Genomic DNA, 21,056 nt, shown 5'->3' with positions numbered 1-21,056 from the left:
CCGTGCGGGGTTACTCGACCAGCATGTACGCCCGTGCGGGGTTACTCGACCAGCATGGGTGCGGGCGTCTCTTTCACGGTGGGTGCCCCGCGAGATCCCCGTGTCGGGGCTGGCGGGTCTCGATGCGCCCCTCCGGGAGCGAGGGTCAGCCGGCGCAGAAGCCGAGCTCGACGGTCGAGCCCTGGGGGACGTCGCCCGGGGCGATCGACTGGGTGGTGATCGGCGGGTTGGCCCGGACGGACTCGCAGGTCTCGTCGGGAGCCTCCTCGCCGATCAGCTGGAGCTGCTCGGACGCCAGGGTCGCCAGGGCGGTGCTCAGCGTCTGGCCGACGAGGTCGGGCAGGGTCACCTGGCCCGAGGAGACGACGAGGTCGACCGGCGTCCCCGGGGCGAGCTGCTGGCCGCCGGCGGGAGTGCTGGAGAGCACCACGTCGCCCGGCACGGTGGGCGAGTTCTGGCGCGTCTGCGATCCCTCCGAGAAGCCGGCCCCGGTGAGGGCGGCGATCGCCTCCTCGAGGGTCGACCCTGCCGTCTCCGGGACGGCCACCGGCTGGGCGCCCTGCGAGACGTAGACCCGGATGACCGTCTCGGGCGCGACGATGGTGCCCGAGCCGGGGTCGGTGCGGATCACCTCGCCGGCCGGGACCGTGTCGCTGAACTCGGCGAGCTGACTCGCCACCAGGTCGAGCTCGGTGAGCGTCGACTGCGCGCTGTCGTAGCTGGTGCCCGTCAGCACGGGGACCTCGCGCGACTGCGAGGGCAGGGTGGTCGTCGGCTGGAGCGTGAGCACCCAGATCACCAGCGCCGCCACGATGACGGCGAGCACGACGATCGACGACCAGATCCAGAGCACCGGCGGGCGGCGCTGGGTGCGGACGATCGAGTTGTCCTCCGCGAGCTGGCGCAGCGCGAGCTCGGAGTCGTTCATGCCGCCGCCGCTGCGTGCGGCGAAGAGAGACGTGGTCAGCTCGTCGATCGGGCGGTGGTCGGGGAGGCGGCCGGCCGCGGCGTCGCGCAGGTCGTCGCGGAACTCGGCCGCTCCCTGGAAGCGCTCGTAGCGGTCCTTCGACAGCGCTCGGGCGACGACGCCGTCGAGGGCGGGCGAGACGGCGGGATTGATCGAACTGGGCGCCGGGGGCGTCTCGCTGACGTGCTGGTAGGCGACGGCCACCGGAGTGTCCCCGCGGAAGGGAGCGCGGCCGGTGAGCAGCTCGAAGAGGACGATGCCGGCGGAGTAGAGGTCGCTGCGCGCGTCGACCTGCTCGCCCTTCGCCTGCTCCGGCGAGAAGTAGGCGGCGGTGCCGAGGATGGCGGTGGTCTGCGCCACGGTCGCGGCGGAGTCGGAGACGGCGCGGGCGATCCCGAAGTCCATCACCTTCACCTGGCCCGAGGGGGTCAGCATGATGTTGCCGGGCTTGATGTCGCGGTGGACGACCCCCGCGCGGTGGGAGTACTCGAGCGCGGTGAGGATGCCCTCGGTGATGCGGACGGCCTCGTCGACCTCGACCGGTCCCTCCGCGATGACGTCCTTCAGCAGGCGGCCCTCGATGTGCTCCATCACGATGAACGGACGGCGCGACTCCGCGCCGGTGTCGTCGAGCGAGACCTCCTCGCCGGCGTCGAAGACGCGGACGATGGTCGGGTGCGACATGCGGGACGCGGACTGCGCCTCCTGCCGGAAGCGCAGGCGGAAGGCGGAGTCGGAGGACAGCGAGAGCTTGAGCTCCTTGATCGCGACCGTGCGCCCCAGGCGGGTGTCGGTGCCGAGGTAGACCTCGGACATCCCGCCGCGACCGAGCCGGGGCCCGACCTGGTACCGTCCTGCGATCAGGCGTCCCTCATCCGTCACGCGCACGCTCCCGCCCTGTACTTCCGTGTGGCACGGCCCCCGGGGAGCCACGGCAAGTGTACCCGGGCGCCTCCCGGCAGCCCGGCGCGGCGTCCCACGCCTCGTGGTGCGTCCTCGAGTCTGCTCCGACGAGTACTCCTGCCCGCTCCTGCGATTCGAAGGCTCGGCGCTCGGTCCCGAGCAGACGGTCGGTGCATCGGACCACGAGCAAGCGACACCGCCAAGTTCTTGAGTGAATCTCGTATCCTTATTCTGTCGTCGTTCTCCTAGCCCGGTGACCGATCAGACAGGGATCCTTCCGAGGGCTGTGCCGGAGAGCAGGCCCCGTCGGCCTACGACGAGAGGACGAGAGCGAACCGATGTCGAGGACTCCCAGCTGCTCGTCGACCCTGCCCCGGGAGGCGCTCCGCTACAGAGTCGTTCGTTCCTGCATCGAGGCGGTCATCGGCGGTGTCCTCCTCGCTTCAGGACTCGTCGTCGGCGTGCGGGAGGACCTCCGACCCGTCGCGATGACCGCTCTCTGCGCTCTCCTCGTTCTCGCGATCGCCGTCGAGATACCTCTGGTGGATCGAGCGCTCATCCGGTCGACGTCGTACCAGGTCGACGAGTGCGCAGTGCGCATCCGGCGCGGTGTCCTCGTCGAACGCTCCGTGGTGCTGTCCACAGCGCAGCTCGTGGCGGTGACGCTCGTCGAGGGTCCTCTTCTCCGCCGGTTCGGGCTCGTGGTCGTCGTCTTCGTCTGCGCTACGACCACGGAGCGACTGGGGCCTCTCGGCAAGGAGGAGGCGCAGCGTGTCAGATCTGTCGCGCTGAATCTTCTGGGCGCTGAATCCGTCCACGGACCGAACGATGACTGATGGGCGACGACTGCCGCTGCGGTCCATCGGCGCCACGTATCTCGCAGAACTGCCTTCCTCGGCGGGGCTTCTTCTCGCCGTCGTCGTCGCCGGTGCTGAGCAGAGCGCCGGGTTGGGCCTCTGGCTTCGGCCGGCTCTCCTCCTCCTTCTGTGCGTGCGACTCGTTCACCCCGTTCACACCTGGCTCTCCATGCTCGTGGTCATCGAGAGCGACGGACTTCAGGTGAGGAGCGGACTCGTCTTCCGTCGAGTCCGGACGGTGACGTGGCACGACGTCGTCTCCGTCGACGCGCGGTCCACCTGGTCCGACCGTCTTCTCGGGCTCGAGCGTCTGACGGTAGCCAGTGCGGGAGAGTCGGCTGTCGTTCTGCCCGGACTCGACGAATCCAGGGCGGAGGAGATCGCGGAGCTCGGGAGGACCTCTGGGATCCGGACAGAGGCACGACACCCCTGTGATTCCTCAGGAAGTCGAGGTGCGCGGCCGTCGATCGCGCGTGATCCTTCTCCGCTGTCGCGCCGTTCGGCCCTCGATCGGGTCGAGGTCCTGTATCGGTCGAGCGCGACAGATCTTCTCCTCGCCGGCTTCACGCAGGGGAAGCTCTTCGTCCTCGCAGCGATGTGCGCCTCCACGGCGCTGAACGTCATGAACGAGCTCGGTCTGCTCCCGCTCTTCGCCTCCTCCTTCAGAGAGGCTCCGCAGTCGCGTCGGTGGCGCTGGTCCTCACCTCTGCCCTCGTCGGCTGCGGTGTCATGGTGGTGCGCTTCCATGCGTTCGAGGTTCTGCAGCGCGAAGGCGGGCTCGTAATCCGTTTCGGTCTGGTGGGTCGCCGTGAGCGAGAAGTACATGCTTCGTCGATCATCGGCGTACGTCTGCGAAGGAACGTGATCGAGATGGCACTCGATCGAGTGCGCGTCAACGTCTTGAGCACGGACTCCGCGGGGCGGAGCGCGTCGAGTATCGTCCTGCCGTCCTTGCCCCGCGCGGGTCTTCCGGCCGTCCTCGTGGAGAGTCTCGGCGCGGACTGCTCGTCGACGATGCTGTCGACCGAGGGACACCGCTCGATCACGCGGGCACTGGTCGCCTCGATCGTCATCACCTCGCCGTCCGTCCTCTGTCTCCTCGCGAGCTCGGTCGTTCCGGTCTGGTTCGCCTTCCTTCTCGCGGTGAGCGCCTTCCTGACGATGCCAGCGCTGGCTCGCCTGATCTCCGCGAGACTCCGGCTCGACGACGGCTTCCTCATCCGCCGGGTTCGGGCCGCAGCGGATGAGGACGAGGTCGTGGCGGCCGGCGCCCTCCGCCTGACGACAGCGGTGGCACTCGCTGGGGCCTGCCCGTCGCACCTCGTCCGGGCGCACTACCTGGCGGGTCGGCCTCGCGCTCTGACGGCTCTCACGACGTCCAGCTCCATCGATACCCGACTCAGCAGCGCGGTGTGCGCGGCGGCTCCGGGCATCGCGGCTCGGCGACGACGGCGGGAATTCTGACCAGGGTCGGGCTGGAGACGAACCGCGAACGCCCGGATCGACCATCACGTTCACGCAACGAAGGAGCACCATGACCTCGTCACATCGGCCCACACCCGAGCGGCTCGCCAGAGTCGCGCTGTTCGCGACGATTCTCGTCGTCGGCATCGGTGTCGCTCTCGGCACGGACCTGCATCCGGTGGTGCGGGTGGCCGTCTCGGTCGGTTCGGGACTCATCGCTGCCACGATCACGCTCGTGATCGCGCGTGCCAGGAGTGGCTCCGGCCAGTGAGAGGAAGAGCCGCCCTCCTGCCGCGTGCGGTGGAAGGGCGGCTCTCGGCCTCTCGGGAGGGTCAGCGCTCGTCGGGGGCGTTCGAGGCCGGCGCCGACGAGGTCGGGGTGGCCGTCGCCGTCGGGGTCTGCGACGGGGTAGGAGCCACGACGGGGACCGAGAGGGTCGGCGAGGCGGGGGACTCGGGCTCGCCGCAGAGCACCGTGTAGGTGATGTCGATCGAGCCTGCGGACTCGCCGGCCTGGATCGTCGCAGTGGTCGACGTCGACGGGTTGGTGCTCGTCACTGTCGCGCCCTCGCCGGCGACGGTCACCCGGTAACCGGTCACGGAGGTTCCGCTCGGGCACTGGTTGTAGTTGCTCCAGGTGACGTTGAAAGTGTCGCCGGGCTCAACGCTCGACGCGGCGGGAGTGACCGTCGGGACGGCGGTCGGGGCGCCGGGGACGGCGACCTCGGTGTAGGTCGTGACGACGATCGTGGTGCCCTTGATCACGTTGGCGGTCGGGTTGACCTCCTCGACCGTGCCGATCTGGTCCGAGCTGGGAGCGCTGGAGCCCTCCTCGCGCTGGACGCCCATCCCGAGCTCGGTGAGCTCGGCCTCGACGTCGTCGAAGGGTCGGCCGACGTAGTCGGAGGAGTTGATGACCACGATGTTCGAGCTCGGCGTCGCCGACGGCGTCTGCGAGGGGGATGGCGCCTGCGACGGGGTCTGGCTGACCGTCTGGCTCGGCGTCGGCTCGGCCTCGGTGCTGCCGTTGCTGGTCAGCGCGAAGATCGTGCCGCCGATCACGACGGCGAGGATCACGATCAGGGCGACGAGCGGCCAGGTCCAGGGGCTGCGCTTGCGCGGCTCCTCGACCTCGATCGGCTCGTCCAGGGCGCCCGTCGGCGGGTTCGCCGCGAAGACGTTCGTCGCTCCGGCGCCCAGGATCGTCGTCGCCTGGGTCGCGTTGCCCGCCGCGGAGGGCAGGACGGTGGTGGCCTGCGTGTTCGGCAGGTCGGCGGCCACGGCGGGTACCGCGAGGGCGGCACCGCGGACGTCGCCCGACCGCAGGGCCTGCGCGGCGCGGGCGAGGTGCGCGGCGGTCGCCGGCCGGTCGACCGGCTTCTTCGCGATGCAGGAGTAGACCAGGTTGCGGACGGGCTCGGCGACCGTGACCGGCAGCTCGGGCGGGGTGTCGTTGATCTGGGCCATTGCGATGGCGACCTGCGACTCCCCGGTGAACGGCCGGCGGCCCGCGAGGCACTCGTACGCGACGATGCCCAGAGAGTAGATGTCCGTCGCGGGGGAGGCGGGCTGGCCGCTCGCCTGCTCCGGGGAGAGGTACTGAACGGTGCCCATGACCTGGCCGGTCGCGGTGAGTGGGACCTGGTCGGCGATGCGGGCGATGCCGAAGTCGGTGATCTTCACGCGGCCGTCGGGCGTGATCAGGAGATTCCCGGGCTTCACGTCGCGGTGCACCAGGCCCGCGGCGTGTGCCGCGTGCAGGGCCAGCGCGGTCTGCGCCACGATGTCGAGGACCTTGTCGGTCGACAGCACGCGCTCGCGCTCGAGGACGGTGGAGAGCGCCTCGCCGGGCACCAGCTCCATCACGAGGTAGGCGGAGCCGTCCTCCTCGCCGTAGTCGTAGACGTTGGCGATGCCCTCGTGGTTGACGAGCGCCGCGTGCCGGGCCTCGGCGCGGAAGCGCTCGAGGAACCCGGGGTCGCCGAGGTACTCGTCCTTGAGGATCTTGATCGCGATCGTGCGGCCGATGACGAGATCCGTCGCCTGCCACACCTCTCCCATGCCGCCGATGGCGATCCGGGACTGCAGTTCGTAGCGTCCCCCGAAGGTGAGGCCTGATGTGGGTCTCATTTGTTCAGCACCGCCTCTAGTACCTGTTGTGCGATGGGTGCGGCGATCAGGTTGCCGTACCCGGTCTGGCCGAGCCCCCCGCCGTCCTCCACGAGGACGGTGATGGCGTACTGCGGATCGTCCGCAGGAGCGAATCCGGTGAACCAGAGGGTGTACGGGTCGTCCCCGCCGTTCTCAGCGGTGCCGGTCTTACCGGCCACCGTGACGCCACCTATTGTTGCATTCGTCGCCGCGCCGCCCTGGACGCTGGCGACCATCATGGCCTTCACGGCGTCCGCCGTCTCGGTGCTCACGGCCCGGCCGAGCGACTTCTCCTCGAAGCGCTGCAGCACGCTGAGGTCCTGCGAGCGGATGACGTCGACGAGGTTCGGCTGCATCACCTCGCCGCCGTTCGCGATCGCCGCGGAGACCATCGCGATCTGCAGCGGGGTCGCCCGCACCTCGTACTGGCCGAAGGCGGTCAGCGCCGTCTGCGCGTCGTCCGTGGTCTGCGGGTAGGTGCTCGCCTCGACCGACATCGGGATCTCGAGCTCGGTGTCGAAGCCGAACTTCTCGGCCTGCGCGCGGATCGCGGCGGCACCGAGCTGCACGCCCATCTCGGCCATCGGCACGTTGCAGGAGAGCGAGACCGCCGTGGCGAGGGTGACCGTGTCTCCCGAGCCGCAGAGGCCGCCGCCGGAGTTCGTGACCTGCGAGCTCGAGCCCGGAAGGGTGTACGCCTGGACGTTCGGGAAGCTCGAATCCGGCGTGAAGCGGCCGGACTCGAGGGCGGCCGAGGCGACGACGAGCTTGAAGACCGAGCCGGGCGGGTTGAGCGAGCCGCCGATGGCGCGATTGATGAGCGGGTCGGTCGGGTCGTCGTTCAGCGCGCGGTACGCCGCGAGGACGTCGTCCGTGTCGTGCGACGCCAGGGCGCTCGGATCGAAGGTCGGCTTGGAGACCATCGCGAGGATGCGGCCGGTGGCCGGCTCGGTGACCACGACCGCTCCGGTGTAGTCGCCGAGGGCGTCGAACGCGGCCTGCTGAGCGACCGGGTCGATCGAGAGCTCGACCGAGGCGCCCTTGGGGTCCTGGCCGGTGACGAGGTTGTTGATCTCGTCGAAGAACTGCGAGTTCGAGGTGCCGGAGAGGTAGTCGTTCAGCGAGCGCTCGATGCCGGTGGTGCCCTGGTTCAGGGTGAAGTAGCCGGTCACGGCCGAGTAGAGCGGGCCGTTCGCGTACTGGCGCTGGAACTTGTAGATGTCGTCCGACGGCGTCGAGGAGGCGATGGGCTCCCCGCCGGCGAGGATGACGCCGCGCTCCGTCGAGAAGCTCTCGTACAGCGTCCGGGTGTTCCGGGAGTCCTCGGAGAGGGTGTCGGCCTGGAGGACCTGGATGGTGGAGGTGGACACGAAGAGGGCCACGAACATCGCCAGGACGACGAAGCTCACGCGCTTGAGTTCTCGGTTCATCGGGGAGTCACACCACCAGACGCGGCTGATTGCGCACTGTGTCGGACAGGCGGAGCAGGACGGCGACGATCATCCAGTTCGCGACGAGCGACGAGCCGCCGGCCGCGAGGAACGGCGTGGTGAGGCCGGTGAGCGGGATGACGCGGGTGACGCCGCCGATGACGATGAAGCACTGCAGGGCGATCACGAACGAGAGCCCGACGCCGAGGAGCCGGCCGAAGTCGTCCTGGCCGGCGAAGCCGATTCGGAAGCCGCGCGAGACCAGCAGGAGGTAGAGGCCGAAGATCGCGAACAGGCCCGCGAGGCCGAGCTCCTCGCCCAGGCTCGCGATGATGTAGTCCGACTGCGGGACCGGGGTGATGTCGGGCATGCCCTGGCCGAGGCCGGTGCCGAGCAGGCCGCCGTGGGCGAGGCCGAACAGTCCCTGCACGAGCTGGTAGCTGCCGCCGGGGTCGGCGCCGTAGCGGTCGGAGCTGAAGGCGTCGAGCCAGTTCGCGAAGCGGTTGCCGACGTAGCCGAGGGTCTGGCTGGCGAGGATCGCGCCACCGAGGAAGAGCCCGACGCCGATCAGCACCCAGCTCGTGCGGCCGGTCGCCACGTAGAGCATCACGAGGAACAGGCCGAAGTAGAGCAGCGCGGTGCCGAGGTCGCGCTGGAAGACGATGACGCCCATCGTCACGGCCCAGACCACGAGGATCGGGCCGAGGTCGCGCAGTCGCGGGAAGCGCATCCTCAGGAAGGTCTTGCCGACCATCGAGAGCGAGTCGCGGTTGCGGACGAGGTAGCCGGCGAAGAAGACCGCGAGCGCGATCTTGGCGATCTCGCCGGGCTGGAAGCTGAAGAAGTCGCCGATGCCGATCCAGACGCGGGCGCCGCTGACCTCCTTGCCGATGAACGGCAGGAGGGGGAGCAGGAGCAGCACGATCGCCGCGAATCCGGCCACGTAGGTGTAGCGGAAGAGGACGCGGTGGTTGCGGATCACCAGCAGGACGACGATCGCGGCGACGATCGCCAGGCCGCTCCAGATGATCTGCCGGACGGCGACCGACTCCCAGCCCGTCGCGCCGTCGGCGATGTCGATCCGGTAGATCTCGGCGACGCCGAGCCCGTTGAGGACGGTGGCGATCGGGAGGAGGAAGGGATCGGCCTCGGGCGCCGCGAAGCGCAGCACGACGTGGACGACCAGCACGAGACCGGAGAGGCCGGCGCCGAGCGAGACGAGGGTCGTGTCGACCGCGCCGAGGGCGCCGAGCTGGACCAGGACGATCGCCGACGCGTCGATCAGGCACGCGCCGATCAGCAGCAGCAGCTCGAGGTTGCGCAGGCGCTGGCGGAGGAAGCGCGGGCGCTCCCGGGTGGCGGGGGCAGTGGCGGTGGCGGTCACGGTGCTCCGTTCGCGTCCGTCAGGCGCTCGACGATGTCGACGGCGCCGGCGTAGGAGTCGGCGCTGATCGTCTGCTCGAGCTGCTCGACGTCGTAGTCGCGGAGGGAGTCGAGGGGGATCCCCGTGTCCTCCTTCACTCCGGAGAGCGAGAGCGGCCCGACCGACTGCTGGATGCCCTGATAGATGATGACGTTCTGGCCGTCGGTGCCGACGTAGAAGCGCGACTGCGTCCAGTCGTAGGCGAGCAGGACGCCGAGGAAGCCGGCGATCAGCACGAGCGAGAGGCCGACGAGCCAGGTGATCCGGCGGCGCAGGTGCCGGCGGCGGTCCTCCTCGATCAGCTCGTCGAGGTAGTCCTCGGACGCGGGCTCGAAGTGGGTCGGGCCCTGGGCGGCCGGGGCGCGGGTGTGCAGGCGGAGGCCGGGGATGCGGATCCGGTTCTGCGAGTCGTCGGTGCTGAGCGGCGTCGGCGCGGCGGCGGAGCCGACGATCACGGGCTCGGCCGTCGGCGCGAGGATCTGCGCGGTGTCGCCGGCGCCCGGGACGTCGAGGATGACGACCGTCACGTTGTCCGGTGCGCCGTGCGAGAGGCTGTCGCGGATCAGGCGGTCCGCGACCTGCTGCGCCGTCTCGTCCCGGGAGAGCTCCTTCTGGATCTCGTCGTGCGGGACGACGCCGGAGAGGCCGTCGGAGCAGATCAGCCAGCGGTCGTTCGGCTCGGTCTCGAGGGTGAGGGTGTCGATCTCGGGATTCGTGTGCACGTCGCCGAGGACCCGCATGAGGACGGAGCGGCGCGGGTGCGTCATCGCCTCCTCCTCGGTGATGCGGCCGGAGTCGACGAGGCGCTGGACGAAGGTGTGGTCCGTGGTGACCTGCTCGAGCTTGCCGTCGCGCAGCACGTAGATCCGGGAGTCGCCGATGTGCGCGATGGCGACCGACTCGCCCACGCGGACGATGGCGCTGACGGTGGTGCCCATGCCGGTGAGCTCGGGGTGGTCGACGACGGCGTCGGCCAGCATCGTGTTCGCGGCGAGCAGCGTGCGCTTGAGCTCGTCCTCGGCCTCGTAGGTGGAGGCGTAGGTGCGGTCGGCCTGCGCGATGCGCTTGATCGCGATGGAGGAGGCGACGTCGCCGCCCGCGTGCCCGCCCATGCCGTCGGCCACGACGAAGAGCTGCCGGCCCGCGTAGCCGGAGTCCTGGTTGTTGGAGCGGATGCGGCCGACGTGCGAGACGGCGGCGCTCTCGCGCGTGACGCCCGTCTCCGCGGCGCTGTCGGGTGTGGCTGCCACGCGCTACGACCGCCGCAGCTCGAAGGTCGTCGTGCCGACCTTGACCGGGGTGTTCAGCGGCACCTTGGTGGGGGCGCCGACGCGGCGGCCGTCCAGGAACGTGCCGTTGGTGGAGTCGAGGTCCTGGATCATCCACTCGTCGTTCCAGATCAGCAGGCGCGCGTGGTGCGTCGAGGTGTAGTCGTCGCGGATCACCAGCGCCGACTCCGAGGAGCGGCCGATCGTGAGCGGCTCGCCGTTGAGCTCGAGCTCGGTGCCGCGCTTGGGGCCCGAGGTGATGACGAGGCGCTGCGCGGTGTGCACGGTGGCGACGCCGCCGGAGTCGGTGCGCTCCTCGCGGGGGCGCCGCGCGGAGGGGGCCGACGGCTGGGGCGCGGGGGCGGGGACCGCCGCGGCGGTCACGACGGGCTGCGCGGCGGTGACGAACGGAGCGGCGTCCTGCCCGGTCGCAGGCTGCTGGCCGGCGGGCAGCTTGCGCACCCGCTGGCCGAACAGGTCGGAGCGCAGCGCGTAGACGATGCCGAACACGAAGAACCACAGCAGCGCGAGGAACGCGATGCGCAGGAGGAAGAGAGTGAGCTCGCTCATAGCCGGTCGTCCCAGAATCCCTCGGAGGAGCGCCCGGACGGACCGGACGGCGAGCGGTCGGCGCGCGCGGGTGCGGCGCCCTGGACGACGCGGAAGACGATCCGCGTGCGTCCGATCGAGATGGTCTGCCCGGGCGAGAGCGGCGCCTGGGTGACGGGCTTGCCGTCGAGCTTGGATCCGTTGGTGGAGCCGAGGTCGTGGACCTGGGCGCGGACGCCGTCCCAGAGGATCTCGACGTGCTTGCGGGAGGTGCCGGAGTCGTCGACCGTGATGTCGGCGTCGCTGCCGCGCCCGATGACCGTCCTGGACTTCGTGATCGGGTAGCGCTTGCCGTCGATCTCGAGCGCGGGCGTGGAGGCGACGACGCCCTTGACGCTGCGCGAGTCGACCTCGACCATCCCGGCGCTGAGCGACTCGTCGGCGGCGAGCGAAATGTCAATCGGGCCGGAGAAGCGGAAGCCCTGCTTCTTGGCGTGCTCGGTGGCGACCGTGGTGAGCTCGTCGATGAGGGTCGGGCCCATCCGCTCCATCCGGTCGAGGTCGGCGGCGGACATGCGCAGGGTCAGCTGATTGGGCACGAGGATGCGTTCGCGGGTGACCACGGCCGCCGTGGTGTCGAGCTCGCGGCGGAGAGCGGAGGCGAGCTCGACCGGCTGCAGACCCGACTTGAAGGTCCGAGCGAAAGCGCCGTTGACGACGCGCTCGAGTCCCTTCTCGAAGTTGTCCAGAATGCCCACAGTCTTCCGATCTTCCGTTTCTTCGCCTCTCGGCGGTCGCGTTGGGATCGAGGTGTCTGCGCGCCCGGTCCGCTTCCGATCTCGTGTCTGCGCCGCGCACGGCTACGGGCATGTTACTGGGATGCTCTGGATACGGCCTCCCCGAGCGGGATTCGGGGTGCGGACCGCGCCGGTCCGGGCGGGCGGGCTCGGACTCGTGGAACCGCGTCCGGCACGCGCGGGTCTGCCGATCTTGCGAGCCGAGGGCCGTTCCGCGTGCCGGAGGTGGCACGTGACGGCCGAGCCGCGCGCCGCCCGGTTTCTGGTCTCGGCCGCGGGGGTGCTAGTCTTTCTCGTCGGTGCTTCGGTGCCGTTGGTGAGCGCGAGTGGCGGAATAGGCAGACGCGCACGGTTCAGGTCCGTGTGCCCGAAAGGGCGTGGGGGTTCAACTCCCCCCTCGCGCACCAGAGACACAGCCCCCGATCGGAATCCGGTCGGGGGCTGTGCTGTTCACCGGGGGCTGTGCTGTTCACCGGGGGCTGTGTCGTTCCCGCGGGCCGTGTCACTTCCGGGCTGTGGTCAGGGACGGCTCGACGACGCGACGCGGGCCGGTCATCGCGCGCCGGAATCGCCTCCACCGCGGCATGAGCTTGATCCGAGATGCCGACCATGGCAGTGTGACCGGTGCGTCAAGCGTCCGCCGCACTCAGTGCGGCAAGTCCTACAGCCATCTCGTCCGCGAGGTGGCTGTAGTTGTTTCCGCGTCGATGGTTCCAGGGAGGGAATCGCTTGCTGCTCTGCTACATCGACGAGTCCGGGGATGAAGCGGCGCTCAGGACGTCGACGGATCCGCCTGTACTGGTGATCGCCGGCCTGGTCGTCGAGCATCGGATGGCGAAGTCCTTGATCTGGCGGTTCCTCCAGATCAAGAAGAAGTACAACACCAGTCTCAGTGCCGACGATGCGAAGCTCTCGGACGTCATCCGCTTCGAGATGAAGGGGAGCGAGCTCCGGAAGGACATCCGCTCCGGGTCCAGGCGCCCGCGTCGTCGCGCCTTCGGAGTTCTCGACGATGTGCTCGAGCTGCTGGAGGAGCACCATGTGACGATCGTCGGCGATGTGAGCGTCAAGGGCGAGAAGCCTCTGCGGCGATGGGTGTACTCGGACTCCATCGCATGGATCACGGAGCAGTTCGAAGTCGCGCTGCGGGCTGCGGAGACACCGGGACAGGTGATCCTCGACGCCCGCACGAAGAGCAAGAACGTGCCGAGTGTTCACCGGATCACGACCAAGCGCTTCAAGTCGGGCGGAGACTCCTTCCCGCACCTGGTGGAGTCGCCGCTGTTCGGCCACAGTGATGCGCACGTCGTTCTGCAGCTCTCGGACATCGTCGTCTCCGCTCTGCTCTTCCCCATGGCCTGCGCGGGGTACTGCTCCTCCCTCCTCGACAACGTCCACATCACCCCGGAGTTCGAGGCCGTTCGCCTGCGGTACGGAGCGCGATTGAGGCTGTTGGAGCACCGCTACCTCGGACCGGCAGGTGAACGGGCTGGGGGCGTGCGAGTGACCGATCACATGAACCGGCAGCCGACCCTGGGTCTGTACCAGGAGGTGCCTTTCTCCTAACGGGGTCGTGCATTCGCCTCCTCGTCCGCGGACACGTCGGACGATCCCGGTTCCGTCGAGACCACAGGGCGATCGGGGGAGCAGGGCGAAAGCCGATGACGGCCGTCAGGGAATGCCGACGACGCCGGGACACCGGGGGAGGGGCGCGTGTTCACCGGGCGGATGCCGCGGGCGGGCACTGTCGGCGCATGATCGCTCTCCGCGCCGACGTCGGCGGCCTCGACTCGAGGGCGCTGCCCGAGCTGCTGCGCCGACTCCGCCGGCACCGGCACGTGCAGGTGGGCGGGCGTCAGTGGATCGCGGTGCTGCCCGAGGTCGGCTCGGTGCTCCTCACGGACGGCGCCGAGCTGGTGCTCGACGTGCTGGTGGAGCGCCGCGCGCTGCTGCCGATCGTCATCGACGCCCTCGAGGCGGAGCTGCGGCGCGACGGCTTCCGCGAGCGGCTCGCCCTCCGCTGGTCGACCCCCGACGCGGTCCCGGTCCCCTTCCGCTGACGCCCGGCGCCCCCCGCGAGATGCCACTTGTGCACGCTTTTCACGGCGTGTCGCGTGCACAAGTGGCATCTCGCGAGAGGGAAGGACGGGGTCAGCGGCGGGTGAGTTCGACGACGGGGATGGTGCGGGTGGTCTTGGCCTCGTAGCCCTTGAAGCCTTCGGAGGCGTCGGTGAAGCGCTTCCAGCCGGCGTCGCGCTCGGCGCCCTCGAGGGTGCGGGCGCGGACGGGGACGGTGCCGTCGTCGGGGGTCTCGATCACGGTGTCGGGGTTCGCCTCGAGGTTGTGGAACCAGGCCGGGTGCTTCGGGGCGCCGGCGGCGGAGGCGGCGATCAGCCAGACGTCGTCGGAGGGGTGCAGGCCCATCAGCGGGGCGATGCGCTCCTCGCCGGATCGCGCGCCGGTGTGGTGCACGAGGACGAGGCTGCGGCCGAAGCCCGCGGTCGTCACCGTCCCGCCGTTCGCGCGGAACTCCGCGATGATCTGCTCGTTGAAGTCGGCCATGCTCGTGCTCCTCGACGTCGGTTTCAGGCGCGGGCGCCGAGGGCGTCCGTCCGCGAGCCAGGGCCGGACGCGGGAGGCGGCTCCGAGCCGCCGACCGCCGCCGCGGGATCCGCGAGCGCGCGACGCCAGGGTAGCTCCGCGGCCCCCACCAGCTCCAGCCTCGAGCGCAGGGCCGCGCGCTCGATCCGGACGCCGCGGGCGAGGTCGCTGAGGGCGCGCGCCGAGACGCGGGCCGCCAGGCGCTCGCGGTCGACGGTGAGCAGCGAGCCGAGGAAGCCGCCGAGGACGACCGCGGTCGGGTTGAAGAGGTTGATGTAGGTCGAGAGGCCCTCGGCGAGCAGGTCGACCTGGCGGGCCACCTCGCCGAGGACGGCGGGGTCGCGGGAGGTGCCGAGCGCGATGTCGAGCTCGTCCTGATCGAGGACGCGGGCGCCGAGCACGTCGAGGAGGGAGCGCATCCGGACCTCCGCCTCGAGGCAGCCGTGCCGCCCGCAGCCGCAGAGGCGGCCGTTCGCGGCGACGAGGGTGTGGCCGAGCTCGGCGGCGAACCCCGAGGAGCCCTGCAGCGGGACGCCGCCGATGATCACGCCGCCGCCGATGCCGCTGGCGCCGCCGGTCACGTAGACGACGTCGGCGACGCCCCGTGCGGCTCCGAACAGCGACTCGCCGATCGCGCCGAGCGTGGCGTCGTTGCCGACCGAGACGGGGAGGTCGAGCGCGCGGCTGAGCTGCGACGCGAGGTCGACGTCGCGCCAGCCCAGGTGCGGCGCGCGGTGCACGAAGCCCGAGTCGGCCTGCACGAGGCCCGGCACGGCGACGCCGGCGCCGAGGAGGACGCGATGGGTCTCCCGCTCGGCGCGGAAGCCGGCCACGATGCCGCTGACCACGCGGACGACGGTCGACGGGCTCGCCGGCTTCGGGGTGTCGAAGCGGACGCGGCGGAGGAGGTCCCCGTGCAGGCCGACCAGGCCGACGATGATCGCGTCGGTGTCGAGGTGGACGCCGACCATCGCGAAGGTGAGGCCGGGGACGACGGTCGCGCTCGGGCGGCCGATGCGGCCGTCGGAGGCGGTGGTCTCCTCCTCCACCCAGCCGAGCTCGCTCAGCTCGCCGACGAGGTTGGCGACCGCCGAGCGGTTCAGGCCGGTCAGGCGGCCCAGCTCGGCGCGGCTGATCGGTCCGGAGCGGTGCACCAGGGTCGCGATGGCGGCGAGGTTGTGCCGACGGAGCAGAGCGTTGCTCGATGCTCCGACTGCTCCTGCCATGCTGCTCAGCCTCTCGTCGGCGCGATGGGGCACCGGTCCGGGGATGCGCTCGGGCGCGGGCCCTCCGTGGAGAGAGCACGCGCCCGAGCACGGTGCAGGGAGGAGAGAAGGCTAGCGCCCGCCCGCCCTCCTCTTGTTGAAGATGTCGAACGCGACGGCCAGCAGGAGCACGAAGCCCTTGATCGCCATCTGCCACGCGGCGTCGACGGAGAGGATCGACAGGCCCATGTTGAGCACGCCCATCACCAGACCGCCGATGACCGCGCCGACCACCGTGCCGACGCCGCCCTGGACGGCCGCGCCGCCGATGAAGACCGCGGCGATCGCGTCGAGCTCGTAGTTCTGACCGGCGGAGGCGACGGCGCCGCCCGCGCGTGCCGTGCTGACGATGCCGGCGACACCGGCCAGCGCGCCCATGTTGACGAAGATGAAGAAGTTGACCCACTTCGTCTTCACGCCCGACATCATCGCGGCGAACAGGTTGCCGCCCATCGCGTAGATGTGGCGGCCGAAGACCGTCCGGCCGAGCACGAAGCTGTAGGCGAGGATCAGCACCGCGAGCACGATCAGGATGATCGGCGTGCCGCTGTAGCCCGCGAGCAGCCAGGCGAGGGCCATGATCGCGACGACCGCGACGACGGCCTTCACATAGAAGGACGCGATCGGCTCGCGCGGGAGCTCGAGACGGCGCAGCGTGGCGCGGGTGCGCACCTGCTGCACGACGAGGGCGACGCAGACGAGCAGCCCCAGCACCAGGGTGAGCGCGTCGCGGCCGGCGATGCCGCCGAGGACGCCCGGCAGCCAGCCCGCGCCGATCGCGGTGAACTCGGTGGGCAGGCCGTTGATCGTGCCGCCGGTGAGCAGGACCAGGGTGAAGCCGCGGAAGATCAGCATGCCCGCGAGGGTCACGATGAACGCCGGTATGCCGACGAACGCGACCCAGAAGCCCTGCCAGGCGCCGACGGCGGCACCGGTGACCAGGGCGACGATCACGGCGGCCCACCAGGGCAGGCCCCAGTTGTTCATCGCGATCGCGGAGATGGCGCCGACCATCGCGACGACCGAGCCGACCGAGAGGTCGATGTGGCCGGCGATGATCACCATCACCATGCCGATCGCGAGGATCAGCACGTAGGCGTTCTGCTGGATCAGGTTGTTGACGTTGCCCGGCAGCAGCAGCCGGCCGTTCGTCAGGACCTGGAAGAGCAGGATGATGATCGCGAGGGCGGCGAGGATGCCGTACTGGCGGAGGTTGATGTTCAGTCGGCGCGCCCGCTTGGGCGGCGTCGACGGCGTGCTCGCCGGCGTTCCGCTCGGGGCTGTCGTGGTCGTGGCGCTCATCGGGCCTGTTCCTTTCCGGCGGTCATGTAGTGCATGAGGTGCTCCTGGGTGGCGTCGGCACGGTCGATCTCGCCCGTGATGCGCCCCTCGGAGATGGTGTAGATCCGGTCGGCCAGCCCGATCAGCTCGGGCAGCTCGGACGAGATGACGACGACCGCCTTGCCCTGGGCCGCGAGCTCGTTGATGATGCCGTAGATCTCGTACTTGGCTCCCACGTCGATGCCGCGGGTGGGCTCGTCGAGGATCAGCACGTCCGGGCCCGAGAAGATCCACTTCGAGAGGACGACCTTCTGCTGGTTGCCGCCCGAGAGCTTGCCGGTGACGGCGGAGACGCTCGGGGCCTTGATGTTCATCTTCGAGCGGTACGAGTCGGCGACCTTGTACTCGCGGTGCTTGTCGATCACGCCGAGGCGGGCGAGTCGCGAGAGCGCCGCGGCCGACACGTTGACGGTGATGTCGCCGATGAGGTTGAGGCCGTAGCGCTTGCGGTCCTCGGTCGCGTAGGCGAGGCCGTTGCGGATCGCCTCCTCGACGGTGCGCGTCTGGATCTCCTTGCCGTCCTTGAAGACGCGGCCCGAGATGCCGGTGCCGTAGCTGCGGCCGAAGATGCTCATCGCGAGCTCGGTGCGCCCGGCGCCCATCAGCCCCGCGAAGCCGACGATCTCGCCGGCCCGCACGGTGAAGGAGGCGTCCTCGACGACCACGCGATTGATGTCGACCGGGTGGTGGACCGTCCAGTTCTCGACGCGGAGCTTCTCCTCGCCGATCTGCGGATCGCGCGGCGGGAACATGCTGTTGAGGTCGCGGCCGACCATCGCGCGGATGATCCGGCTCTCCGAGGCGTCCTCGCCGGCCATCGCGAAGCTCTCGATGGTGCGGCCGTCGCGGATGATCGTCACGGTGTCCGCGATGGCGCGGATCTCCTTCAGCTTGTGGCTGATGATGATGCAGGTGATGCCCTGGCGGCGCAGCTGGTCGATCAGGCCGAGCAGGTGGTCGCTGTCCTCGTCGTTGAGCGCGGCGGTGGGCTCGTCGAGGATGAGGAGCTTCACCTCCTTCGCGAGGGCCTTGGCGATCTCGACGAGCTGCTGCTTGCCGACGCCCAGTTCGAGGATCTTCGTCGCCGGGCTCTCGGCGAGGCCGACCCGGGCGAGCAGCTTGGCCGCCTCCGCGTTCGTGGCGTTCCAGTTGATGACGCCGCGGGTGGACTTCTCGTTGCCGAGGAAGATGTTCTCGGCGATCGAGAGGTAGGGGCTCAGCGCGAGCTCCTGGTGGATGATGACGACGCCGTCGGCCTCGCTGTCGTTGATCGAGCGGTACTGCGCCTGGCGGCCCTCGAACTCGATCGAGCCCTCGAAGCTGCCGACGGGGTAGACGCCCGAGAGGACCTTCATGAGCGTCGACTTGCCGGCGCCGTTCTCGCCGCAGATGGCGTGGACCTCGCCCGGCTGGACCGAGAGCGAGACGCCGTCGAGGGCGCGGACACCGCCGCCGAACTCCTTGACGATGTCGCGCATGATGAGGATGGGACTGGCCAACAGGGCCTCACTTCGTTGTGCAGAGGATGGGCTTCGAGGGGAAGAAGGGGGAGAAGGGCGGGGTGGGGGAGGATCACTCCTCCCCTGCCCCGCCCGACCGATCAGAGTCCGACGTCGCCGGCCGTGAGGAAGCCGGAGTCGACGAGGACCGACTGCACGTCGTCCTTGACGACGACCTGCGGCTCGAGGAGGTAGGACGGGACGACCTTCTCGCCGTTGTCGTACGTCTCGGTGTCGTTGACCTCGGGCTCCTCGCCCGCGACGATCGACTGCACCATCTGGAAGACGCGGTCGCCGAGGGTGCGGGTGTCCTTCCAGACCGTCATCGACTGCTCGTCGGCGAGGATCGCCTTGACGTTGGCCTTGTCGGCGTCCTGCCCGGTGATGATCGGGTAGTCGGCGCCGGGCGCGTAGCCGGCGGACTTCAGCGAGGCCTCGATGCCGATCGCCAGGCTGTCGTTGGGGGAGAGCACCACGTCGACCTTCTGGTCACCGGTGTAGAAGGAGGAGAGGCGGTTGTCCATCTCGGACTGCGCCTTGTCCGAGGCCCAGCCCTGGATGCCGATCGAGGCCCAGTCGTCGTCCGAGGCGGGCGACTTGCCGGACGGCACGACGAGCTTGCCGCTCTCGATGTAGGGCTGCAGGACGTCCCAGGCGCCGGAGAAGAAGAACTTGGCGTTGTTGTCGTCGGGGCTGCCGGCGAAGGGCTCGAGGGTGAAGGGACCCGCGGCGTTGGCGAGGTCGAGGGTCGACTCGATGTACTGGCCCTGGAGCTGGCCGACCTTGTAGTTGTCGAACGTCGCGTAGTAGTCGACGTCGGCGGTGCCGTTGATCAGGCGGTCGTACGCGATGACGGTCGCGTTCTGCTTCTTCGCCTCGGCGAGGACGGGGGCGAGCGCCTCGCCGTCGATGGCCGCGACGACCAGGATCTTCGAGCCGCCGGCGATCTGGTTCTGGATCTGCGAGATCTGCTGGTCGGTCTTGTTGTCGGCGTACTGCAGGTCGACGGTGCAGCCGTCGCCCTCGAGCTGGGACTGGAGGCCCTCGCCGTCGTTGATCCAGCGCTCGAGGCTGCGGGTGGGCATCGAGATGCCGACGGTGCAGTCGCCTTCGGCGCCCGCGCCGGCAGCGGCGCCACCCGAGTTGGCGGGGCTGGCGGAGCAGGCCGCGAGGCCGAGGGAGATGATGCCGGCGGCGGCCAGCGTGGTGATGCTGCGGGAGAACTTCATGGAGTGCATTCCTCTCTGAAAGCAGTGTCCGAGGATGAGGACGGCGCGAGAGCGTGCAGGTGGGAGCACGTCGTCGTGTCGTCGCCCGGGAGGGGCGGGGAGCCCCGAGGGGCTTTGTCCACGGAGACAACATATTGCGCGTGCACCGGTCTGTAAAGCGCGACGGAAGATCGATCCGCGGCGTTGCCGAACCGTGACCTTCCCCCGGTGCCTCCGCGCCAGTGCTGGGTGAGACCGCTCTCAGGAGGAGACATGAAAGAGGGGACCCCGGGCACGAGGCGAGCTCGTTCCGGGGTCCCCGTGTTCTGCAGCGCCGTCGTCAGAGCCAGCGGCGCAGGCCCGGCCGCTCCAGGACGCCGGCCAGGGTGCGGTTCCGGGTCCGCAGGATGCGGACGAGGAGACCGGTCGCGGAGATCCGCGAGCAGGTCTCCGCGAAGGCGAGGACGAGGCCCGAGAGCAGCGCCATCACCGGGTACTCGTCGATGAGCTGATCGGCCGACCAGTACATCAGCAGCGTCGCGAGCGAGGCGAGCGCGGCCGGCGCGGTGAGGATCCCCGCGATCAGCGCGACGCCCAGCCCGATCTCGACGAGCGGCGTGACGAAGCCGAAGAGACCGGCCTGATCGTGCAGGATCGTCGACGCGAAGAGCTGGAAGTAGTCGGGCACCCGCCCGTTCTCCGCGGCGCCGTCGGCGACGAGGAGGATGTCGGAGGCCCCGAATCCGGATCGCAGCTTGATCGCGCCCTCGTTGATCCAGAGCAGGCCCAGAGCGACGCGGACGGCGGTGCCCAGGGCCGCGGCCGCCCAGCGCCACCCGGGCCGCGTCACGAGAGCTTCGCCGCGCCGAAGACGGCCTTCGCCTTGTCGCAGTGCACGACGACGTAGGTGTAGTCGGCGGCGTCGCCCACGTCGAAGCTCTGGGTCTTCGTGTCGTAGGAGACCGGGCCCAGCTCGACTCCGGCGCTCACGGCCTTCTCGTCGGTCCCGTTCGTCAGGTAGAGGTGCAGGTCCGGGCCCTCGTCGGAGGAGAAGCCGCTGAGGTCGACCGTCTTTCCCGACACGGTCGCGGTGCCGGCGACCTTCTTGCCGTTGAGGCCCTCGAACGCGCCTTCGCGGCTCTCGCCGGCCGGCGCGACTGTCGACGGCGCCGTGGTCTTCGCGGCGGCGGAGCTGGAGCTCGTGGACGACTGCGAGGCGGTTCCGGTGGCCGGCGCGCAGCCGGTCAGGACGCCGGCCACGAGGACGACTCCGGCGATCGCCTTGGGGAGCAGGTGACGGGACATGGGGGTGTTCCTCTCATTCGTGATCCTCC

At 70.0% G+C, this 21,056-nt stretch carries 20 protein-coding genes and 1 tRNA gene; 7 read left to right on the top strand and 14 right to left on the bottom strand.

Annotated features, from left to right (window positions below; genetic code table 11):
* Nucleotides 1-145 precede the first annotated feature (145 nt).
* A complete protein-coding gene (gene pknB, locus EDF36_RS00260; protein ID WP_123447243.1) occupies nt 146-1,849 on the bottom strand; it encodes a Stk1 family PASTA domain-containing Ser/Thr kinase in 1,704 nt (567 codons plus the stop codon).
* Between the two features lie 359 nt (nt 1,850-2,208).
* Here pknB and EDF36_RS00255 point away from each other — a divergent pair, with 359 nt between their 5' ends.
* The 4 genes from EDF36_RS00255 (at nt 2,209) to EDF36_RS00240 (ending at nt 4,462) form a co-directional block, all read left to right on the top strand.
* Nucleotides 2,209-2,706, top strand: a complete 498-nt coding sequence (locus tag EDF36_RS00255; protein ID WP_123731430.1) for a PH domain-containing protein — start codon at nt 2,209-2,211, stop codon at nt 2,704-2,706.
* Complete coding sequence (locus EDF36_RS21980; RefSeq protein ID WP_123731429.1) at nt 2,699-3,511, top strand: PH domain-containing protein; 813 nt, start codon at nt 2,699-2,701, stop codon at nt 3,509-3,511. The genes EDF36_RS00255 and EDF36_RS21980 overlap by 8 nt, the downstream gene beginning before the upstream one ends.
* Complete coding sequence (locus EDF36_RS00245; protein ID WP_221181602.1) at nt 3,415-4,191, top strand: hypothetical protein; 777 nt, start codon at nt 3,415-3,417, stop codon at nt 4,189-4,191. Before EDF36_RS21980 ends, EDF36_RS00245 begins: the two co-directional genes overlap by 97 nt.
* A gap of 70 nt (nt 4,192-4,261) precedes the next feature.
* Nucleotides 4,262-4,462 carry a hypothetical protein gene (locus EDF36_RS00240; protein ID WP_123731427.1) on the top strand — a complete coding sequence of 67 codons (201 nt, stop codon included), beginning with the start codon at nt 4,262-4,264 and terminating at the stop codon, nt 4,460-4,462.
* A 61-nt stretch (nt 4,463-4,523) separates the two neighbouring features.
* Here the strand turns inward: EDF36_RS00240 and EDF36_RS00235 are convergent, their stop codons facing one another.
* The 6 genes from EDF36_RS00235 to EDF36_RS00210 are packed head-to-tail and all read right to left on the bottom strand — an operon-like array spanning nt 4,524 to nt 11,769.
* Entirely contained in the window at nt 4,524-6,320 is a 1,797-nt protein-coding gene (locus tag EDF36_RS00235) for a protein kinase domain-containing protein (RefSeq protein ID WP_123731426.1), read from the bottom strand.
* Complete coding sequence (locus EDF36_RS00230) at nt 6,317-7,771, bottom strand: penicillin-binding protein 2 (protein WP_123731425.1); 1,455 nt, start codon at nt 7,769-7,771, stop codon at nt 6,317-6,319. Before EDF36_RS00230 ends, EDF36_RS00235 begins: the two co-directional genes overlap by 4 nt.
* A gap of 7 nt (nt 7,772-7,778) precedes the next feature.
* The gene (locus tag EDF36_RS00225) at nt 7,779-9,155 is read right to left on the bottom strand and encodes an FtsW/RodA/SpoVE family cell cycle protein (RefSeq protein WP_123731424.1); all 1,377 of its coding nucleotides are present in this window, start codon (nt 9,153-9,155) and stop codon (nt 7,779-7,781) included.
* Nucleotides 9,152-10,444, bottom strand: coding sequence for a Stp1/IreP family PP2C-type Ser/Thr phosphatase (locus EDF36_RS00220; RefSeq protein WP_123447238.1), 1,293 nt, complete (start codon nt 10,442-10,444; stop codon nt 9,152-9,154). Before EDF36_RS00220 ends, EDF36_RS00225 begins: the two co-directional genes overlap by 4 nt.
* 3 nt (nt 10,445-10,447) lie before the next feature.
* Nucleotides 10,448-11,032 (bottom strand): FHA domain-containing protein, encoded by a 585-nt coding sequence (locus tag EDF36_RS00215; protein ID WP_123731423.1) that lies wholly within the window; start codon nt 11,030-11,032, stop codon nt 10,448-10,450.
* Complete coding sequence (locus EDF36_RS00210) at nt 11,029-11,769, bottom strand: DUF3662 and FHA domain-containing protein (RefSeq protein WP_123731422.1); 741 nt, start codon at nt 11,767-11,769, stop codon at nt 11,029-11,031. The genes EDF36_RS00215 and EDF36_RS00210 overlap by 4 nt, the downstream gene beginning before the upstream one ends.
* A 359-nt stretch (nt 11,770-12,128) precedes the next feature.
* Here EDF36_RS00210 and EDF36_RS00205 point away from each other — a divergent pair.
* From EDF36_RS00205 to EDF36_RS00195, 3 genes are all read left to right on the top strand, one after another.
* Nucleotides 12,129-12,215: transfer RNA gene (locus EDF36_RS00205), tRNA-Leu, on the top strand.
* Nucleotides 12,216-12,537: 322 nt separating this feature from the next.
* A complete protein-coding gene (locus EDF36_RS00200) occupies nt 12,538-13,374 on the top strand; it encodes a DUF3800 domain-containing protein (protein ID WP_185020313.1) in 837 nt (278 codons plus the stop codon).
* 188 nt (nt 13,375-13,562) lie between these two features.
* Entirely contained in the window at nt 13,563-13,868 is a 306-nt protein-coding gene (locus EDF36_RS00195) for a hypothetical protein (RefSeq protein WP_123706100.1), read from the top strand.
* 91 nt (nt 13,869-13,959) lie between these two features.
* Here the strand turns inward: EDF36_RS00195 and EDF36_RS00190 are convergent, their stop codons facing one another.
* From EDF36_RS00190 to EDF36_RS00160, 7 genes are all read right to left on the bottom strand, one after another.
* A complete protein-coding gene (locus EDF36_RS00190) occupies nt 13,960-14,370 on the bottom strand; it encodes a nitroreductase/quinone reductase family protein (RefSeq protein ID WP_123731420.1) in 411 nt (136 codons plus the stop codon).
* Between the two features lie 23 nt (nt 14,371-14,393).
* A complete protein-coding gene (locus EDF36_RS00185) occupies nt 14,394-15,635 on the bottom strand; it encodes an ROK family transcriptional regulator (RefSeq protein WP_123447232.1) in 1,242 nt (413 codons plus the stop codon).
* Nucleotides 15,636-15,746: 111 nt separating this feature from the next.
* A complete protein-coding gene (mmsB, locus tag EDF36_RS00180; protein WP_123447231.1) occupies nt 15,747-16,976 on the bottom strand; it encodes a multiple monosaccharide ABC transporter permease in 1,230 nt (409 codons plus the stop codon).
* The gene (mmsA, locus tag EDF36_RS00175) at nt 16,973-18,493 is read right to left on the bottom strand and encodes a multiple monosaccharide ABC transporter ATP-binding protein (RefSeq protein WP_123447230.1); all 1,521 of its coding nucleotides are present in this window, start codon (nt 18,491-18,493) and stop codon (nt 16,973-16,975) included. The genes mmsB and mmsA overlap by 4 nt, the downstream gene beginning before the upstream one ends.
* A gap of 122 nt (nt 18,494-18,615) precedes the next feature.
* On the bottom strand, nt 18,616-19,743 hold the full coding sequence (chvE, locus tag EDF36_RS00170; RefSeq protein WP_372487834.1) for a multiple monosaccharide ABC transporter substrate-binding protein: 1,128 nt from the start codon (nt 19,741-19,743) through the stop codon (nt 18,616-18,618).
* Between the two features lie 319 nt (nt 19,744-20,062).
* Nucleotides 20,063-20,572 carry a DoxX family membrane protein gene (locus tag EDF36_RS00165; RefSeq protein WP_185020312.1) on the bottom strand — a complete coding sequence of 170 codons (510 nt, stop codon included), beginning with the start codon at nt 20,570-20,572 and terminating at the stop codon, nt 20,063-20,065.
* Complete coding sequence (locus EDF36_RS00160; RefSeq protein WP_123447228.1) at nt 20,569-21,027, bottom strand: DM13 domain-containing protein; 459 nt, start codon at nt 21,025-21,027, stop codon at nt 20,569-20,571. Before EDF36_RS00160 ends, EDF36_RS00165 begins: the two co-directional genes overlap by 4 nt.
* Between the last annotated feature and the right edge of the window lie 29 nt (nt 21,028-21,056).

The sequence above is a fragment of the Rathayibacter sp. PhB152 genome (assembly GCF_003751395.1).
GTDB classification, from domain to species: domain Bacteria; phylum Actinomycetota; class Actinomycetes; order Actinomycetales; family Microbacteriaceae; genus Rathayibacter; species Rathayibacter festucae.
Note: the sequence above shows the minus strand (reverse complement) of the source record. Positions and strands in the feature narration are given on the sequence as shown.